14 protein-coding genes are annotated in these 17,483 nt (G+C 53.2%); all 14 read left to right on the forward strand.

The genetic code is table 11. From position 1 onward, the window contains the following. Window positions 1-106: 106 nt before the first annotated feature. The 14 genes from D5398_RS13220 to murG all read left to right on the forward strand — a co-directional run bounded on the left by D5398_RS13220 (window position 107) and on the right by murG (window position 17,426). Window positions 107-1,903, forward strand: a complete 1,797-nt coding sequence (locus D5398_RS13220; RefSeq protein WP_120508050.1) for an AMP-dependent synthetase/ligase — start codon at window positions 107-109, stop codon at window positions 1,901-1,903. Window positions 1,904-2,324: 421 nt separating this feature from the next. Next, complete coding sequence (ilvI, locus tag D5398_RS13225; RefSeq protein WP_120508051.1) at window positions 2,325-4,043, forward strand: acetolactate synthase 3 large subunit; 1,719 nt, start codon at window positions 2,325-2,327, stop codon at window positions 4,041-4,043. A gap of 2 nt (window positions 4,044-4,045) precedes the next feature. Continuing rightward, window positions 4,046-4,537: an acetolactate synthase small subunit gene (gene ilvN, locus D5398_RS13230; RefSeq protein ID WP_013577020.1), complete on the forward strand. Its 492-nt coding sequence runs from the start codon at window positions 4,046-4,048 to the stop codon at window positions 4,535-4,537. Window positions 4,538-4,704: 167 nt separating this feature from the next. Beyond that, entirely contained in the window at window positions 4,705-5,709 is a 1,005-nt protein-coding gene (cra, locus tag D5398_RS13235) for a catabolite repressor/activator (RefSeq protein WP_120508052.1), read from the forward strand. A 707-nt stretch (window positions 5,710-6,416) separates the two neighbouring features. Further along, window positions 6,417-6,875, forward strand: coding sequence for a division/cell wall cluster transcriptional repressor MraZ (mraZ, locus tag D5398_RS13240; RefSeq protein ID WP_120508053.1), 459 nt, complete (start codon window positions 6,417-6,419; stop codon window positions 6,873-6,875). Window positions 6,876-6,877: 2 nt separating this feature from the next. Next, entirely contained in the window at window positions 6,878-7,819 is a 942-nt protein-coding gene (gene rsmH, locus D5398_RS13245) for a 16S rRNA (cytosine(1402)-N(4))-methyltransferase RsmH (RefSeq protein ID WP_120508054.1), read from the forward strand. Then, complete coding sequence (ftsL, locus tag D5398_RS13250; RefSeq protein WP_120508055.1) at window positions 7,816-8,136, forward strand: cell division protein FtsL; 321 nt, start codon at window positions 7,816-7,818, stop codon at window positions 8,134-8,136. Before rsmH ends, ftsL begins: the two co-directional genes overlap by 4 nt. Window positions 8,137-8,163: 27 nt before the next feature. Next, window positions 8,164-9,927 carry a peptidoglycan glycosyltransferase FtsI gene (locus D5398_RS13255; protein WP_120508056.1) on the forward strand — a complete coding sequence of 588 codons (1,764 nt, stop codon included), beginning with the start codon at window positions 8,164-8,166 and terminating at the stop codon, window positions 9,925-9,927. Then, complete coding sequence (murE, locus tag D5398_RS13260) at window positions 9,914-11,401, forward strand: UDP-N-acetylmuramoyl-L-alanyl-D-glutamate--2,6-diaminopimelate ligase (protein WP_120508057.1); 1,488 nt, start codon at window positions 9,914-9,916, stop codon at window positions 11,399-11,401. Before D5398_RS13255 ends, murE begins: the two co-directional genes overlap by 14 nt. Beyond that, the gene (gene murF, locus D5398_RS13265; RefSeq protein ID WP_120508058.1) at window positions 11,398-12,759 is read left to right on the forward strand and encodes a UDP-N-acetylmuramoyl-tripeptide--D-alanyl-D-alanine ligase; all 1,362 of its coding nucleotides are present in this window, start codon (window positions 11,398-11,400) and stop codon (window positions 12,757-12,759) included. Before murE ends, murF begins: the two co-directional genes overlap by 4 nt. Continuing rightward, window positions 12,753-13,835: a phospho-N-acetylmuramoyl-pentapeptide-transferase gene (gene mraY, locus D5398_RS13270; RefSeq protein WP_112286949.1), complete on the forward strand. Its 1,083-nt coding sequence runs from the start codon at window positions 12,753-12,755 to the stop codon at window positions 13,833-13,835. The genes murF and mraY overlap by 7 nt, the downstream gene beginning before the upstream one ends. A gap of 2 nt (window positions 13,836-13,837) precedes the next feature. Further along, entirely contained in the window at window positions 13,838-15,154 is a 1,317-nt protein-coding gene (gene murD, locus D5398_RS13275) for a UDP-N-acetylmuramoyl-L-alanine--D-glutamate ligase (RefSeq protein WP_120508059.1), read from the forward strand. A 5-nt stretch (window positions 15,155-15,159) separates the two neighbouring features. Next, complete coding sequence (gene ftsW / locus D5398_RS13280; RefSeq protein WP_415838473.1) at window positions 15,160-16,362, forward strand: cell division protein FtsW; 1,203 nt, start codon at window positions 15,160-15,162, stop codon at window positions 16,360-16,362. Further along, complete coding sequence (gene murG, locus D5398_RS13285; RefSeq protein WP_120508061.1) at window positions 16,359-17,426, forward strand: undecaprenyldiphospho-muramoylpentapeptide beta-N-acetylglucosaminyltransferase; 1,068 nt, start codon at window positions 16,359-16,361, stop codon at window positions 17,424-17,426. The genes ftsW and murG overlap by 4 nt, the downstream gene beginning before the upstream one ends. Window positions 17,427-17,483: the final 57 nt, after the last annotated feature.

Below are 17,483 nucleotides of genomic sequence, written 5' to 3' on the forward strand. Positions count from 1 at the left end.
TCACCGTGCAATGTTTGCCGGTAGACTGCGTTAAATCTTTGTAACAGAGCAATGCAGTCAGCTCCCTCCTTTATCTGATTGCGCTGGACGCCGGTATAGACGCTCAATGAATCCAACCTTAAATGACTACCATCTGATCACCCGTTTTCGCCAGCAAGTCATCAGCCGTGCTGAAAATATCGCATTCCGTGAATGGTCGCCTGTGGCAGAAAGCGCACTCACCTGGCGGGAGCTTGGGGAAAAAGTCGATGCGCTGTCCGACATTTTACTGCAGGAAAACGTAGGTGTTCAGGAGCGCATCGCCATTTGCGGGAATAACTCCATCGCCTGGGCGATGACAGATCTGGCGATTTTGCAGTTACGCGCTGTCACTGTACCCGTGTATGCGACCAATACGCCCGCGCAGTCAGCCTATGTGCTTAATGACGCTGATATCCGTATTTTGTTTGTTGTCGGACAGAGTCAGTACGATGCGGCGGTGGCGTTGCGTGAATTGTGCCCGCAGCTGAAGCATATTTTTGTGCTCGATAACGATGTTGATTTACGTGGTGTACCCATTGCCCGGCACGTTTCAGGCATTGTTCCTCAGGATCTCGTTCTGGCGGCTGAACGAGAGGCGCGGGTTAACGCCTGCCAACTCAGTGATCTCTTCACGCTGATTTATACCTCGGGAACAACGGGGGAGGCAAAAGGGGTGATGCTGGATTACGTCAGTATGGCGACGCAGCTTAAGCAGCATGAGAAGCGCCTGAGCATTTCTGACCGTGATGTTTCGTTATGCTTCCTGCCGTTGGCTCATGTTTTTGAACGCGCCTGGAGTTTCTTCGTCATGCACAGCGGTGCGCAGAACGTTTTCCTGCGTGAAACCGATCTGGTGCGCGATGCGTTACAGGCTGTTAAACCGACGGTGATGTGCGCCGTTCCGCGTTTCTATGAAAAAGTCTTCAGCGCCATTCACGACAAAGTGGCCCGCGCCGGAACCATCAAAAAACGATTGTTCCATTGGGCGGTTGCACAGGGTAAAGAGAAGTTTCTGACTGAGCGTCGTAAAGCGCGTTATCCCTTCTGGCTTTTGGTGTCGCACTTTATCGCCGATAAGCTGGTGCTGAAAAAACTGCGCAATCTGCTGGGCGGAAATTTACGCTTTCTGCCGGCAGCGGGCGCCAGCCTGGACGACAATGTCATTCTGTTTTTCGAATCGCTCGGTTTGAAAATCAAATACGGTTATGGCCTGACCGAAACGTGCGCGACCGTCACCTGTTGGGAAGAGAATGATTTCCGCTTCGGTTCAGTCGGTACGGCGTTGCCCGAGATTGAAGTGCGTATTGGCGAAGAGAACGAGATCCAGGTTCGTGGCCCGACATTGCTGCGCGGTTATTTCAATAAGCCCGAGGAAACGGCGGCCAGTTTTACGGCTGATGGCTGGTTTAAAACCGGCGATGCCGGGAAAATGGATGCAGAAGGCAATGTGTTTATCACCGAACGCCTGAAGGATCTGATGAAAACCTCGGGCGGCAAATACATCGCGCCGCAGCGCATCGAAGGCACGCTGGTACAGGATCGTTACATTGAGCAGGCGGCGGTTATCGCCGATGAGCGTCACTTTGTTTCGGCGCTGATTGTTCCTGATTTTGATGTGCTCAATGCTTACGCGCAGCATCACCATATCGATTATCTCAACCGCACCGGGCTGGTTAAAAACGAGCAAATTCTTTCACTTTTTGCGCATCAGCTTCGTGAGGTACAGCACGAACTGGCCGGTTTTGAGCAGGTGAAAAAATTTGTGCTGCTGACCAAGCCCTTCACGATGGAAGACGGCGAGCTGACGCCGACGCTCAAGTTGCGGCGCAAGATTATTTTCAGCCGTTACCAGAAAGAAATCGACCAGCTGTATCGCGAGTAATTCCTTCCCGAACTGTTTTCCCGTTTTCCCCGCACAATCACCGGCGAACATATGTTTGCCGGTTCATCCTCATCTTTATGTCAGTCACGGACATAATTTAATACTGTAATTTTTCGGGCCTTCCTGATATTTCTGACTGGTTGTTACGCTCAGGCAGTGTTTTGTGTCGGACAGAAGAATGAAGGCAGTGCGAGCCGATATAACGACATTTCCTGACCCTTTTTGGCGTTTGCCTGACTCAGATTCTGACGCTAAGGTACTGAGTTAGATTCATGAACGCCAATAAGAACAGCAGGGTTTCTAAATCCCGATAGAAAGTCCTAAAATTCAGCGATTTACCCGTAAGTCGTTGCCTGATAGAACAGCTAGCTGAAATAAAAAGTCATCCTATAGAAGAAGCAAAAAGCCTGGAGGCAAAACCATGGAGATGTTGTCAGGAGCCGAGATGGTCGTCCGGTCGTTAATCGACCAGGGCGTTAAGCACGTATTCGGTTATCCCGGCGGAGCGGTGTTGGATATCTATGATGCCCTGCATACGGTCGGTGGGATAGATCATGTGCTGGTGAGACATGAACAGGGTGCTGTTCATATGGCTGACGGTTATGCGCGCGCCACGGGTGACGTGGGCGTGGTGCTGGTGACTTCCGGTCCCGGCGCAACCAATGCTATCACCGGTATTGCCACGGCTTATATGGATTCCATTCCGCTGGTGGTGCTATCAGGCCAGGTTCACAGTTCACTCATTGGTTATGACGCGTTCCAGGAATGCGACATGGTGGGGATCTCCCGCCCGGTGGTGAAACACAGTTTTCTGGTAAAACGCGCGGAAGATATTCCGACTGTACTGAAAAAAGCGTTTTATCTGGCGTCTACCGGCCGTCCTGGTCCGGTAGTGGTCGACTTGCCAAAAGACGTGGTAAATCCGCAGATCAAACTGCCTTACGCTTATCCTGAACAGGTTGCGATGCGCTCCTACAACCCGACGGTGCAAGGTCATCGCGGGCAAATGAAACGCGCCGTGCAAACCTTACTGGCGGCTAAAAAACCGGTGCTTTACGTCGGCGGTGGCGCGATTAATTCTGAGTGTGATGCTGAGTTGCTCCAGCTGGCAGAGAAACTGAACCTGCCGGTGACCAGTTCCCTGATGGGGCTTGGCGCTTTCCCTGGCACTCATCGTCAAAGTCTGGGTATGCTGGGTATGCACGGCACTTATGAAGCCAATATGGCGATGCATAACGCGGATTTGATTTTCGGCGTGGGTGTCCGTTTCGACGACCGTACTACAAACAATCTGGCGAAATACTGCCCGAATGCGACGGTTATGCACATCGATATCGACCCGACGTCAATATCCAAAACCGTGAATGCGGATATCCCGATTGTCGGCGACGCGAAACAAACGTTGGTTCAGATGCTGGAACTGCTGGCGCAAAGCGATGAGAAGCAGGAATTCGATGCGCTGCGCGACTGGTGGCAAAATATTGAAAACTGGCGCGGGCGTGAATGCCTGAGCTATGACAAAAATACCGGCACCATCAAGCCTCAGGCGGTTATCGAAACATTGCACCGTCTGACCAAAGGCGATGCCTATGTGACGTCCGACGTCGGCCAGCATCAGATGTTTGCTGCGCTGTATTACAAATTCGACAAACCGCGCCACTGGATCAACTCCGGCGGTCTGGGCACGATGGGCTTTGGCCTGCCTGCCGCGCTGGGTGTGAAACTCGGTCTGCCTGATGAAACGGTGATTTGCGTAACCGGTGACGGCAGTATTCAGATGAACATTCAGGAACTGTCGACTGCGCTGCAATACGATTTACCGGTGATCGTGGTGAACCTGAACAACGGTTACCTCGGCATGGTGAAGCAATGGCAGGATATGATTTACTCTGGCCGCCATTCCCAGTCCTATATGCAATCGCTGCCTGATTTTGTGAAACTGGCTGAAGCTTACGGCCACGTGGGTATTGCTATCCGCACGCCGGATGAGCTGGAAAGCAAACTGGCGCTGGCGCTGGAACAGAAAAATCGTCTGGTATTTGTGGATATCAGCATAGATGAAACAGAACACGTTTACCCGATGCACATCCGTGGCGGTGCGATGGACGAAATGTGGTTAAGCAAAACGGAGAGGACCTGATCATGCGCCGGATTTTATCAGTATTACTGGAAAACGAATCGGGCGCGTTGTCCCGCGTAGTCGGCCTTTTCTCTCAGCGTGGCTACAACATTGAGAGCCTGACCGTAGCACCGACGGACGATCCTACCCTGTCGCGCATGACCATTCAGACCGTCGGTGATGCCAAGGTGCTTGAGCAAATCGAAAAGCAGCTGCACAAGCTGGTCGACGTGCTGCGTGTGACTGAACTGGTGCAGGGCGCTCATGTTGAGCGTGAAATCATGCTGGTGAAGGTACAGGCATCCGGTTATGGCCGCGAAGAAGTGAAACGTTCCACCGAGATTTTCCGCGGGCAGATTGTGGATGTCACGGCAACGCTTTACACCGTTCAGCTTGCAGGGACCAGTGACAAACTTGACGCCTTTTTAGCCAGCATTCGTGATGTGGCTGAAATTGTCGAAGTGGCACGCTCCGGCGTAGTCGGTGTTTCGCGTGGCGATAAAATCATGCGTTAAAGCGTAAATAATCAGCAAGATGTAACATTTGTCTGCTCACTGAAAGCCCGACGTTGACGTCGGGCTTTCTTTTTTGCAGGTCAGGTGAAGCGATTCGGTAAAACACCTTGCCCGGCAGGGGCTTCTGCGGTTAGATAAAGCATTATCTTTATTAAGGGGTTTGCTCAGTGAAGCTGGATGAGATCGCGAGGTTAGCGGGCGTTTCGCGTACCACTGCCAGTTATGTGATTAATGGCAAGGCGAAACAGTATCGTGTCAGCGATAAGACAGTCGAGAAAGTCATGGCTGTCGTGAAGGAACATAACTATCACCCGAACGCGGTGGCAGCAGGTTTGCGCGCTGGACGTACCCGCTCTATTGGTCTGGTGATCCCTGATCTGGAAAACACCAGCTATACTAAAATTGCCAATTTCCTTGAGCGTCAGGCCCGGCAGCGCGGTTATCAGCTGTTGATCGCTTGCTCTGAAGATCAGCCTGATAATGAAATGCGCTGCATTGAACACCTTCTGCAACGTCAGGTTGATGCCATCATTATCTCCACGTCTTTGCCGCCGGAACACCCATTCTATCAGCGCTGGGCTAACGATGATTTTCCGATCATTGCGCTCGACCGCGCCCTTGATCCTGAGCATTTCATCAGCGTGGTCGGGGCCGATCAGGATGACGCACTGATGCTGGCGCAGGAGTTGCGGACTTTCCCGGCTGAATCGGTACTCTATCTTGGCGCACTGCCGGAGTTATCAGTGAGCTTCCTGCGCGAACAGGGATTCCGTCAGGCCTGGGCTGAAGATCCCCGTCAGCCAAAATATTTGTATGCGAATGCGTACGATCGCGAATCGGCCGCTGTCGTTTTTGCCGAATGGCTGAAAACCAATCCGATGCCGCAGGCGTTATTTACGACCTCATTCCAACTCTTGCAGGGCGTGATGGACGTTACGTTGAAAACGGAAGGGCGTTTGCCGGTCGATCTGGTGATTGCCACATTTGGCGATAACGAGCTGCTCGATTTCCTCGAATGTCCGGTTCTGGCGGTGGCACAGCGTCACCGCGATGTGGCTGAACGCGTGCTGGAACTGGTACTGGCCTGTCTTGATGAGCCCAGGAAACCGAAAGCAGGGCTGACCCGTATCCGTCGTAACCTGTTCCGTCGTGGCCGTCTGAGCCGAAAATAAATCCCTGACGGGTATTCATCCTGATTGCCCGTCGCTCCCCTTGGCAGCAGCGCGTTTAAAATGAACGAATAATGGGGCTTACCGGTTCTGATAATCGAATGTGAAAATTCCCATATAAGTTCAGCGGGTAATTTAGGAGCATTCTCAGCCTGCTGAATTATTAACAAATATTTTCGCCTTTCTTTTGCTGATATAAACCTGCCAATCAATTTCTAAAATACGTTAATGCTGCCTGCAAAAGTGCTGTAGAATTCCCCGCTTAATTTCCCAGAGTCAGTGTTTGCGTCTGTTAGGATGGTTTTTAACATTCCTTGAACGCATGTGTCATGCGGGTTGGCACTAAAAATGATGATGATTTAGCAGTGATAGCCTGAAAAAAAGTAAAATCGGTTTTTCTCATGGCTAACAGGTTAAGAAATGAGAGTTAGTTAGCAGAAGAATATAAATAGTTAAATAATGTTCAGTTTGGCTTTTTTTTAAACGAAATTATTAACCCTCCGAAATTTCTTCAACTAATCATGACGTTATTTTCTATTCCACCTCTAAAACACCTCACAACATTGCGCTGCATTTTCGTGTGCCTGCGTAAATATTGCCAAACCGCCTCTGCTCTGGCTTGACAAGGTTTTAAAACCATCCGTAAACTCTTTTCTGTGGGAATTTGTGGGGGAAAGTGGTGAAAAGGGTCACAGAGGGGTAGATCGGTCATGTTTCGTGGCGCGACGTTGGTTAACCTCGACAGCAAAGGGCGACTTGCCGTACCCACCCGTTATCGGGATTTGCTGAGCGAAGAATCGCAAGGTCAAATGGTTTGCACCATAGACCTCCATCACCCATGTCTCCTCCTTTACACCCTCCCTGAGTGGGAAGTTATCGAACAAAAATTGTCCCGTCTGTCGAGCATGAACCCCGTTGAGCGCCGTATTCAGCGCCTGTTACTCGGGCATGCCAGTGAATGTCAGATGGATAACGCCGGGCGCCTGCTGATTGCAACGACATTGCGACAGCACGCCGGGCTCGCAAAAGAAGTGATGCTGGTTGGGCAGTTCAATAAGTTTGAGCTGTGGGATGAACAGACCTGGTATCAACAAGTTAAGGAAGACATCGACGCTGAACAATCGTCTCAGGAACCTCTTACTGACCGATTACAGGACTTGTCATTATAAGCATGGTTGAAAACTACAAACACACTTCCGTTTTGCTGGATGAAGCCGTTAATGGCCTCAACATTCGTCAGGACGGCATTTACATAGACGGAACTTTTGGCCGCGGTGGCCACTCACGTCTGATTCTGTCCCAGCTTGGGCCGGACGGACGCTTGCTGGCAATTGACCGTGATCCACAAGCGATCAAAGCCGCAGAATCCATTGATGATCCTCGTTTTTCGATTGTTCACGGACCTTTTTCCGATCTCGCCGATTATGTGCGTGAACGTGGTCTGGAAGGCAAGATCGACGGCGTTTTACTGGACTTGGGCGTTTCCTCTCCGCAGCTCGACGATCCTGAGCGTGGATTCTCATTTATGCGCGACGGGCCTCTGGATATGCGTATGGATCCTACCCGTGGTTATTCAGCAGCTGAATGGTTGATGAAAGCGGAAGCCGAAGACATTGCCTGGGTGCTGAAAACGTTTGGTGAAGAACGTTTCGCCAAACGCATTGCGCGCGCGATCGTCGAACGCAACCGTGAGTTGCCGATGACACGGACCAAAGAGCTGGCTGATCTGATCGCCAATGCCTCGCCGTTTCGTGAAAAGCATAAGCATCCGGCCACGCGCAGCTTCCAGGCTATTCGTATTTACATCAACAGTGAGCTGGAAGAAATCGAACGCGCGCTGGATGGCGCACTGGAAATTCTGGCACCTGAAGGTCGTTTATCGGTCATCAGTTTCCACTCGCTGGAAGACCGCATTGTGAAGCGTTTTATTCGCCAGCACAGTCGTGGCGCGCAAGTGCCAGCGGGTATCCCGATGACGGAAGCGCAGATCGCTGAGCTCGGTGGTCGTTCACTGAAATCCGTCGGCAAAATGATGCCTTCTGACGCGGAAGTCGCGGAAAACCCACGAGCACGCAGTTCCGTTCTGCGTTTTGCTGAGAGAACGACAGCGTGATTGGCAACGAACGCCACGGATTAGTGGGAGTAATTGCCAGCGATATCCTTCGCAACGGTAAAATTCCAATGATTCTCCTGATCACCGTTTTGGTCAGTGCTGTTTTAGTCGTTACCACCTCTCACCGCACGCGTTTGCTGACGGCTCAGCGTGAACAATTAGTACTGGAAAGGGATGCGCTGGATATCGAATGGCGCAACCTGATCCTGGAAGAAAACGCCCTCGGCGACCACAGCCGGGTAGAACGCATCGCAACGGAGAAATTGCAGATGCAGCACGTTGATCCATCTCAAGAAATTATTGTGGTTCAGCCTTAAAATGCGCACGGAGAATACAGGCAGCTAATGAAAGCAACACGCACCGCGAAGTTAAAGCGTCCAGAAGATCAAGCCAGCTTTATCAGCTGGCGTTTTGCGTTGTTGTGCGCCTGTATCCTGCTGGCATTGGTTGGCCTGATGTTGCGTGTGGCTTATCTGCAGGTAATTAATCCGGACAAACTGGTGAGAGAAGGCGATCTGCGTTCCCTGCGCGTGCAAACCATTCCGACCTCACGTGGCATGATAACCGATCGTTCCGGCCGCCCTCTGGCGGTCAGCGTTCCGGTCAATGCTATCTGGGCAGACCCGAAAGAAATTAACGATCGCGGTGGTATCACCGTTGATACCAAATGGAAAGCGCTGGCTGATGCGCTGAACATGCCACTTCCCCAGCTTTCCGCCCGCATCAACGCCAATCCAAACGGACGCTTCGTTTATCTTGCACGTCAGGTTAACCCTGCCGTTGGCGAATATGTCCATAAGCTCAAACTTCCTGGGATTTCCCTGCGTCAGGAATCACGCCGCTACTATCCGGCCGGACAGGTGACGTCACACGTTATCGGCGTGACCAACATTGACGGTGAGGGCATTGAAGGCGTTGAGAAGAGTTTTGACCGCTGGCTGACCGGTAAACCGGGTGAGCGAACCATCCGTAAAGACCGTTTCGGTCGCGTTATCGAAGATATCTCTACCGTCGACAGTCAGGCTGCGCACAACCTCGCGCTGAGCATTGATGAGCGTTTACAGGCGCTGGTTTACCGCGAACTCAATAACGCGGTGGCGTTTAACAAAGCTGAATCTGGTACAGCAGTGCTGGTGGATGTTCAGACCGGTGAAGTCCTGGCGATGGCCAACAGCCCGTCCTACAACCCAAACAACATGCCAGATACACCGAAAGATGTGATGCGTAACCGTGCGATCACTGACATTTTTGAGCCGGGTTCCACAGTGAAACCGATGGTGGTGATGACGGCGCTGAAAAACGGCGTGGTGCGCGAAAACAGTGTGCTGAATACCCTGCCGTACCGGATCAATGGGCATGAGATTAAAGATGTTGCGCGTTATGCGGAGCTTTCCGTGACGGGCATCTTGCAGAAGTCGAGTAACGTCGGTGTTTCACGACTGGCGTTATCGATGCCATCCGCTGAGCTGGTAGATACTTACTCGCGATTCGGATTGGGAAAACCGACCAATTTGGGGCTGGTTGGAGAAAGCAGTGGCATATACCCTAGAAAACAACGGTGGTCTGACATAGAGAGGGCCACCTTCTCTTTCGGCTACGGGCTAATGGTGACACCTCTCCAGCTAGCGCGAGTCTACGCAACGATCGGCAGCATGGGCGTTTATCGCCCATTGTCGATTACCAAAGTTGATCCGCCGGTCTCCGGTGAACGTATTTTCCCAGAGCCGCTGGTGCGTACCGTCGTACACATGATGGAAAGCGTGGCACTGCCTGGCGGCGGTGGCGTGAAAGCAGCCATCAAGGGTTACCGCATTGCGATTAAAACTGGTACCGCGAAGAAAGTCGGTCCGGACGGTAAATACGTTAACAAATACATTGCCTATACCGCAGGCGTTGCGCCAGCAAGCAATCCAAGATTTGCGCTTGTGGTGGTCATTAACGATCCACAAGCAGGGAAATATTACGGTGGGGCCGTTTCCGCACCGGTGTTTGGCGCCATCATGGGCGGCGTACTGCGCACCATGAACGTTGAACCGGATGCGCTGACTGCCGATGAAAACGCAGACATAGTGAATAATCAAAAAGAGGCTTCAGGTGGCAGATCGTAATTTGCGCGACATCTTAGCGCCCTGGGTGAGTGATGCCCCGGCAGTAGCGCTAAAAGACATGATTCTGGACAGCCGCGTTGCGGCTGCTGGCGATCTGTTTGTCGCGATTTCAGGCCATACCAGTGACGGGCGTCGTTTTATTCCCCAGGCAATTGCCCAGGGCGTCGCTGCGGTAGTGGCCGAGGCAAAGGGTGAGCAAGAGCATGGTTCGGTCTGCCAGATGCATGGTGTACCGGTCATTTATCTCGAAGATCTCAACGTCCTGCTGTCAGAACTTGCGGGACGTTTTTACCAGCAACCGGGCAAAGCATTACGTCTGGTTGGCGTTACAGGCACCAATGGCAAGACCACTACCACGCAGCTGCTGGCGCAGTGGAGCCAGTTACTGGGCGAAACCAGCGCTGTGATGGGCACCGTGGGTAACGGTTTGCTGGATAACGTAGTTCCGGCGGAAAACACCACCGGTTCTGCCGTGCAGGTTCAGCACATTCTTGCCTCTCTGGTGAAACAGGGCGCAACTTTTGCCGCGATGGAAGTTTCTTCCCACGGGCTGGTGCAGCACCGTGTCGCCGCATTGCCGTTTGCCGCTGCCGCATTCACTAACCTGAGTCGTGATCATCTTGATTATCACGGTGATATGCAGAGTTACGAAGATGCCAAATGGCAGCTTTTCTCCTCGCATCAGGTCGGCCAAAAAATTATCAATGCTGACGACGAAGTCGGGGCTCGCTGGTTAGCGAAAACTCCTGATGCTATCGCCGTCAGTATGGAAGACAAAATTCCGGCAGGCTGGAAAGGCCGCTGGCTGGTCGCGCGCAGCGTGAATTATCACGATAACGGCGCCACCGTAAATATCGATTCAAGCTGGGGCGAAGGTAAGTTCGACAGTCGCCTGATGGGCGCGTTTAACGTCAGCAACCTGCTGGTTGCGCTGGCAACGCTGCTTTCTCTGGATTATCCGCTGGCGCAGCTACTGGCAACGGCTTCTCAGCTGCAACCGGTTTGCGGTCGCATGGAAGTGTTCAACGCACCGGGTAAACCTACCGCTGTGGTTGATTATGCCCACACGCCTGACGCGCTGGAAAAAGCGCTGGCGGCTGCCCGTCTGCATTGCCGTGGGACGCTGTGGTGTGTGTTTGGTTGCGGCGGTGATCGCGATAAAGGCAAACGTCCGCTGATGGGCGGTATTGCTGAGCAATTTGCCGACCGCGTGATCGTCACCGATGACAATCCGCGCAGCGAAGAGCCTCGCGCTATCGTCGCAGATATTCTGGCAGGTCTGCTGGATGCCGGACGTGCACAGGAAATTCATGGTCGTGCAGAAGCTGTCACCAGCGCGATTATGCAGGCAAAAGAAGAAGACGTGGTGCTGATTGCCGGTAAAGGGCATGAAGATTATCAGCTGGTCGGTAATCAGCGTCTGGATTATTCCGACCGCGTCACGGTCGCCCGTTTGCTGGGGGTGATCGCATGATCCGCGTTTCCCTGCAAACTCTGGCCGATGCGCTCAACGCTGAGCTCATCGGCACAGACACTCAAATCGACAGCGTGACGACGGATACCCGTCAGATCACCGAAGGCTGTTTGTTTATCGCGCTGAAAGGCGAAAAATTCGATGCCCACGACTTTGCTGCTGATGCCGTAAAAGCCGGCGCAGGGGCTTTACTGGTGAGTAAGCGCTTACCGGTGGATGCTCCTCAATTAGTGGTGGCTGATACCCGCATCGCTCTAGGGCAACTGGGAGGCTGGGTGCGCCAGCAGGTTCCTGCGCGCGTTGTGGGTCTGACCGGTTCTTCTGGCAAGACTTCTGTGAAAGAGATGACGGCGGCGATTTTGCGTGAGTGCGGCAACGTGCTTTATACCGCGGGCAACTTTAATAACGACATCGGCGTTCCGCTCACCTTGCTGCGCCTGACCGCAGAACATGATTTTGCAGTTATCGAAATGGGTGCAAATCATTCTGGTGAAATCGCCTATACCACTGCGCTGGCACAGCCTGAAACGGCACTGGTGAATAATCTGTCAGCCGCGCACCTGGAAGGTTTCGGTTCTCTTGCCGGAGTCGCCCGTGCCAAAGGTGAGATTTTCGACGGCCTGCCGGATAACGGTATTGCCGTGATTAACGCCGATAACAACGACTGGGCGAACTGGCAGCATAAGCTTAACGGTAAAACCGTCTGGCGTTTCTCCCCGACTTTCGGTCAAGACATCGATTTCAGTGCAACGGATGTCAAAATCAGTCCGCTGAATACCGCGTTCACCCTGCATTCTCCTCAGGGCAGCATTGACGTTTCGCTGCCGGTTCCGGGTCGTCACAACATCGCTAACGCTCTGGCTGCGGCTGCGTTGGCAATGTCTGTCGGTGCCTCAATGGACAACGTGCGTGCTGGTCTGGCGACTCTGCAATCCGTTAAGGGGCGTTTATTCCCGATAGCACTTTGCGAAGGTAAAACTCTGCTCGACGACAGCTACAACGCTAACGTCGGTTCCATGACAGCCGCTGCACAGGTGCTGGCAGAAATGCCGGGCTACCGCGTAATGGCGGTGGGCGATATGGCAGAGCTCGGCGCAGAAAGTGAAAGCTGTCATCGTCAGGTTGGCGAAGCCATCCGCGACGCAGGTATCGACAAAGTATTCAGTATTGGCCATGACAGCCGCATCATCAGTGATGTCAGTGGATGTGGTGAGCATTTAGAGGATAAGTCAGCCCTGACGGCCCGTTTAACAAGCTTACTGTCCGAACACGCGGTAATTACCGTTTTGATTAAAGGTTCACGTAGTGCCGCAATGGAGCAGGTAGTACGCGCGTTACAGGAGAATGCAACATGTTAGTTTGGCTGGCCGAACACTTGGTCAAATATTATTCCGGCTTCAACGTCTTTTCCTATCTGACGTTTCGCGCCATTGTCAGCCTGCTGACCGCTTTATTCCTGTCGCTGTGGATCGGGCCCCGCATGATTGCCCGTCTGCAAAAAATGTCTTTCGGCCAGGTTGTCCGTAACGACGGCCCTGAATCGCATTTCAGTAAACGCGGTACGCCAACGATGGGCGGCCTGATGATTCTGGCATCCATTACCATTTCCGTACTGATGTGGGCGTATCCGTCCAACCCGTATGTGTGGTGCGTGCTGTTTGTTCTGATTGGCTACGGCATCGTGGGCTTTATCGATGACTACCGCAAAGTGGTCCGTAAAGATACCAAAGGCCTGATTGCCCGCTGGAAATACTTCTGGCAGTCGGTCATCGCGCTGGCCGCCGCTTTCACAATGTACGCGATTGGTAAAGACACGCCAGCGACCGAGCTGGTAGTACCGTTTTTTAAAGACATCATGCCGCAGCTGGGTCTGATGTACATCCTGCTGAGCTATTTCGTCATCGTGGGAACCAGTAATGCCGTCAATCTGACCGATGGTCTGGACGGTCTGGCGATCATGCCAACGGTCTTCGTGGCAGCGGGCTTTGCGCTGGTGGCGTGGGCGACGGGTAACATGAATTTCGCCAGTTATCTGCACATCCCTTACCTGCGTCACGCAGGTGAACTGGTGATCGTGTGTACGGCGATTGTCGGTGCAGGGCTTGGGTTCCTGTGGTTTAACACTTATCCGGCACAAGTATTCATGGGCGACGTCGGTTCACTGGCTCTGGGCGGAGCGCTGGGTACCATAGCCGTGCTGCTGCGTCAGGAATTCTTACTGGTGATTATGGGCGGTGTGTTCGTGGTCGAAACACTGTCGGTCATTCTGCAGGTTGGGTCCTTTAAGTTACGTGGACAGCGCATTTTCCGTATGGCGCCTATTCATCATCACTACGAACTTAAAGGCTGGCCGGAACCGCGCGTCATCGTGCGATTCTGGATTATTTCGTTGATGCTGGTGCTGATTGGCCTGGCGACTCTGAAGGTACGGTAATTATGGCTGACTATCAGGGTAAAAAAGTGGTCATCATCGGGCTGGGTCTGACCGGCCTGTCTTGTGTTGATTTCTTTGTTGCACGGGGCGTGATGCCGCGTGTCATTGATACCCGCGTCAGCCCGCCAGGACTCGATAAACTGGCGGATAACATTGAGCGTCACCTGGGTTCGCTCAACGAAGACTGGCTGCTGGATGCAGATTTAATCGTTTCCAGTCCAGGCGTTGCGCTGGCGACGCCGGCACTCAGCGCTGCTGCTGAGGCTGGTGCGGAAATTGTGGGTGATATCGAGCTGTTTTGCCGTGAAACCACGGCGCCAATTGTCGCTATCACCGGTTCTAACGGTAAGAGTACCGTCACCATGCTGGTAGGTGAAATGGCGAAGGCCGCGGGCTGGCGTGTGGGCGTGGGCGGTAATATCGGCCTGCCGGTGCTGACCATGCTGGGCCATGAATACGATCTGTTTGTGCTCGAGCTTTCCAGCTTCCAGCTTGAAACCACATACAGTTTGCACGCGGCGGCGGCGACCATTCTGAATGTGACGGAAGATCATATGGATCGCTATCCGTTTGGTTTGCAGCAATACCGTGCGGCAAAACTGAAAGTGTATGAGAACGCCGCGCTGTGTGTGGTTAACGCGGACGATGCACTGACTATGCCGGTGCGTGGCGCGGATAAACGTTGTGTGAGCTTTGGTGTCGATGTGGGTGATTACCATCTGACCCGTCAGCAGGATGATATCTGGCTGCGTGTTCATGGCGAAAAAGTGCTGAACACCAGTGAAATGCCGCTGACTGGCCGTCACAACTACACCAATGCGCTGGCTGCTCTGGCGCTGGCGGATGCGGTGGGTATTCCTCATGCGTCCAGCCTGAAAGCGCTGACGACCTTTACCGGTCTGGCTCACCGTTTCCAGATAGCCTGGCATCATAACGGCGTGCGCTGGATTAATGATTCTAAAGCCACCAACGTGGGCAGCACTGAAGCGGCGCTGAACGGATTACAGGTTGAAGGAACGCTACATCTCTTGCTCGGTGGCGATGGAAAATCTGCCGATTTCGCGCCACTGACGCGTTATCTGCAGGGCGATAATCTGCGTATTTATTGCTTTGGTCGTGATGGCGCTGAGCTTGCAGAGCTGCGCCCTGATGTTTCCTCCCTGTTTGAGACGATGGAACAGGCGATGCGCGAAATCAGTAAGCATGTAGCTTCCGGCGATATGGTTCTGTTATCTCCGGCTTGTGCGAGTCTGGATCAGTTCCGTAGTTTTGAACAACGTGGTGACGTCTTTACCGCGCTGGCGAAGGAGCTGGGCTGATGCGGTTGCGTATTCCGGGGCTGAGCCTCGTCGGAAAATTTAATGACTGGGTGATGGGCATCAAGGAAAGCGATTCTGTCACGCTGGTGCTGTACGACCGGACTTTGTTGTGGCTGACCTTTGGCCTGGCGATCGTGGGTTTTGTAATGGTGACGTCTGCCTCCATGCCTATCGGTCAGCGTCTGGCAGACGATCCGTTCCTGTTTGCTAAGCGTGACGCCATTTATCTTGGTCTGGCTTTTGGTTTATCGCTGGTGACGCTTCGGGTGCCGATGGCCGTCTGGCAGAAGTACAGTAACGTTCTGCTGTTGCTTTCGGTAGTGATGCTGCTGGTGGTTCTGGTGGTCGGCAGTTCCGTCAACGGGGCATCGCGCTGGATTTCACTCGGACCGTTGCGTATTCAGCCTGCGGAGTTCTCCAAGTTGTCGCTGTTTTGCTATCTCGCCAGTTATCTGGTGCGCAAGGTAGAGGAAGTACGCAGCAACTTCTGGGGCTTTTGCAAGCCGATGGGCGTCATGGTCGTGCTGGCCGTTTTACTGCTGGCTCAGCCTGACCTGGGTACCGTCGTTGTACTGTTTATCACCACGCTGGCGATGTTGTTCCTGGCGGGGGCGAAAATGTGGCAGTTCCTGGCCATTATCGGTTCCGGTGCGTTTGCGGTTGTGCTGCTGGTTCTTGCCGAACCGTACCGTATGCGCCGCGTGACTTCGTTCTGGAACCCGTGGGCTGATCCGTTTGGCAGCGGCTACCAGTTAACCCAGTCGCTGATGGCATTTGGCCGTGGTGAATTCTGGGGGCAGGGCTTAGGGAATTCAGTGCAGAAACTGGAATATTTACCGGAAGCGCATACCGACTTTATCTTCTCCATTTTGGGTGAGGAACTGGGGTATTTCGGTGTGGTTTTGGCCCTGTTGATGGTATTCTTCGTCGCTTTTCGCGCGATGTCCATCGGGCGTCGTGCGCTTGAGATTGATCAGCGTTTTTCCGGATTTTTGGCCTGTTCCATCGGCGTGTGGTTTAGCTTCCAGGCGCTGGTAAATGTCGGGGCTGCGGCGGGAATGTTGCCGACCAAAGGTCTGACGCTGCCGCTGATCAGTTACGGTGGTTCGAGCCTGATCATTATGTCGACGGCAATCGTGTTATTGCTGCGAGTGGATTTTGAAACGCGGCTGGCAAAAGCCCAGGCGTTTGTAAGGAGTGCCCGATGAGTGGCAATACCCGGCGTTTAATAGTGATGGCTGGCGGTACCGGCGGGCATGTGTTCCCGGGGCTGGCAGTGGCGCATCACCTTATCGCGCAAGGTTGGGAAGTTCGCTGGCTGGGTACAGCAGACCGGATGGAAGCGGATCTTGTGCCGAAACATGGCATCGACATTGATTTCATTAAAATCTCAGGATTACGTGGGAAAGGTCTGAAAGCGCAACTCACTGCCCCGATTCGCATATATCATGCGTGGCGTCAGGCGAAGGCCATCATGAAACGCTTTCAACCCGATGTGGTGTTGGGCATGGGCGGATACGTTTCTGGCCCAGGCGGTCTGGCAGCATGGTCACTGGGTATTCCGGTGGTGTTGCACGAACAAAATGGCATTGCGGGCATGACCAACAAAGGTTTGTCGCACATTGCCACCAAAGTATTGCAGGCGTTCCCCGGCGCTTTTCCGAAAGCTGATGTGGTGGGAAATCCGGTGCGCACCGATGTGCTGGCGCTGGAATTACCAGAAACGCGCTTAGCCGGACGAGAAGGCCCGATCAGGGTTTTAGTGATTGGTGGCAGTCAGGGCGCACGGGTTCTTAATCAGAGCATGCCGGAAGTGGCGGCACTGATGGGCGATAAAATTACGCTGTGGCATCAGGTCGGTAAAGGTGCGCTGGAGTCAGTGATCCAGGCTTACGAAAAAGCCGGTCAGACTCAGCACAAGGTCACCGAATTTATTGATGACATGGCAGCAGCTTATGCCTGGGCGGATGTTGTGGTTTGTCGCTCCGGCGCATTAACGGTCAGTGAAATTGCTGCCGCAGGTTTGCCGGCCATTTTTGTGCCATTCCAGCATAAAGACCGTCAGCAGTACTGGAACGCATTGCCGCTGGAAAAAGCGGGTGCTGCAAAGATTATCGAGCAGAAAGATTTTAGTGCCGCAGCCGTCGCAGATCTGATGGCCGGATGGGACAGAACCCATCTGATGGAAATGGCAAAGGCCGCGCGTGGAGCCGCTATTCCTGATGCGACAGAGCGTGTAGCCGCAGAAGTGGTTGCCGCCAGCAAAAAATGAAATTGAACGGGCCATGCAGTATGTGGTCCCAGCCGTAAGAAACGGATTAATCAGTAA

Source organism: Rahnella bruchi (assembly GCF_003614975.1).
Lineage (GTDB): Bacteria > Pseudomonadota > Gammaproteobacteria > Enterobacterales > Enterobacteriaceae > Rahnella > Rahnella bruchi.

Coding starts and splice junctions, on each gene's coding strand:
- D5398_RS13220 (WP_120508050.1), top strand. CDS start 107: ATGAATCCAACCTTAAATGACTACCATCTGATCACCCGTTTTCGCCAG.
- ilvI (WP_120508051.1), top strand. CDS start 2,325: ATGGAGATGTTGTCAGGAGCCGAGATGGTCGTCCGGTCGTTAATCGAC.
- ilvN (WP_013577020.1), top strand. CDS start 4,046: ATGCGCCGGATTTTATCAGTATTACTGGAAAACGAATCGGGCGCGTTG.
- mraZ (WP_120508053.1), top strand. CDS start 6,417: ATGTTTCGTGGCGCGACGTTGGTTAACCTCGACAGCAAAGGGCGACTT.
- rsmH (WP_120508054.1), top strand. CDS start 6,878: ATGGTTGAAAACTACAAACACACTTCCGTTTTGCTGGATGAAGCCGTT.
- D5398_RS13255 (WP_120508056.1), top strand. CDS start 8,164: ATGAAAGCAACACGCACCGCGAAGTTAAAGCGTCCAGAAGATCAAGCC.
- murF (WP_120508058.1), top strand. CDS start 11,398: ATGATCCGCGTTTCCCTGCAAACTCTGGCCGATGCGCTCAACGCTGAG.
- mraY (WP_112286949.1), top strand. CDS start 12,753: ATGTTAGTTTGGCTGGCCGAACACTTGGTCAAATATTATTCCGGCTTC.
- murD (WP_120508059.1), top strand. CDS start 13,838: ATGGCTGACTATCAGGGTAAAAAAGTGGTCATCATCGGGCTGGGTCTG.
- murG (WP_120508061.1), top strand. CDS start 16,359: ATGAGTGGCAATACCCGGCGTTTAATAGTGATGGCTGGCGGTACCGGC.